The sequence below is a fragment of the Brachyspira pilosicoli genome (genome assembly GCF_019402445.1).
In the GTDB taxonomy this organism is placed as follows: domain Bacteria; phylum Spirochaetota; class Brachyspiria; order Brachyspirales; family Brachyspiraceae; genus Brachyspira; species Brachyspira pilosicoli_B.
This window is the reverse complement of the sequence record NZ_SRZM01000238.1, coordinates 1-409: the sequence shown is the minus strand read 5'-3', so window position 1 is coordinate 409 and position 409 is coordinate 1. Positions and strand designations below refer to the sequence as shown.

Below are 409 nucleotides of genomic sequence, written 5' to 3'. Positions count from 1 at the left end.
CATTCTTTATTTCATTATTATCAATGAATATATCAAGTGCTTTATTATAAGATTTATCTAATAAAAACATTTTATTTTTACCGTCTTCAGTATATATTTTTTGAATACATTCTAAATCTTGATAATCTTTATTATTAATAAGCTGTCCTATTTCTGAATCAAAATCTACTTCCAAATTCTCTTTCAAAAGTAAAGTAAAATTCACTGTACCGCCTCTTCCTCCGCCATAATCATAATCCCCTGAAAGCATTAACTCTTCTTTGCCGTCATTATTGATATCGCATAAAAAGAAGGATGGAAAATATATACGCCACCCCATTGTTTCATCTATATATTCTAAATATTTTTCTTCATCAAATTTACTGAAACTTATAAATTTAGAGCCTTTAGTATAATCTTTCAAATCATT

The 409-nt window shown here is 26.4% G+C and carries 1 pseudogene; it reads right to left on the bottom strand.

The annotated features are described in order from the left end of the window. Positions 1–409 (bottom strand): annotated as a pseudogene (locus E6A48_RS08090) (lysozyme inhibitor LprI family protein); the annotation flags it as partial.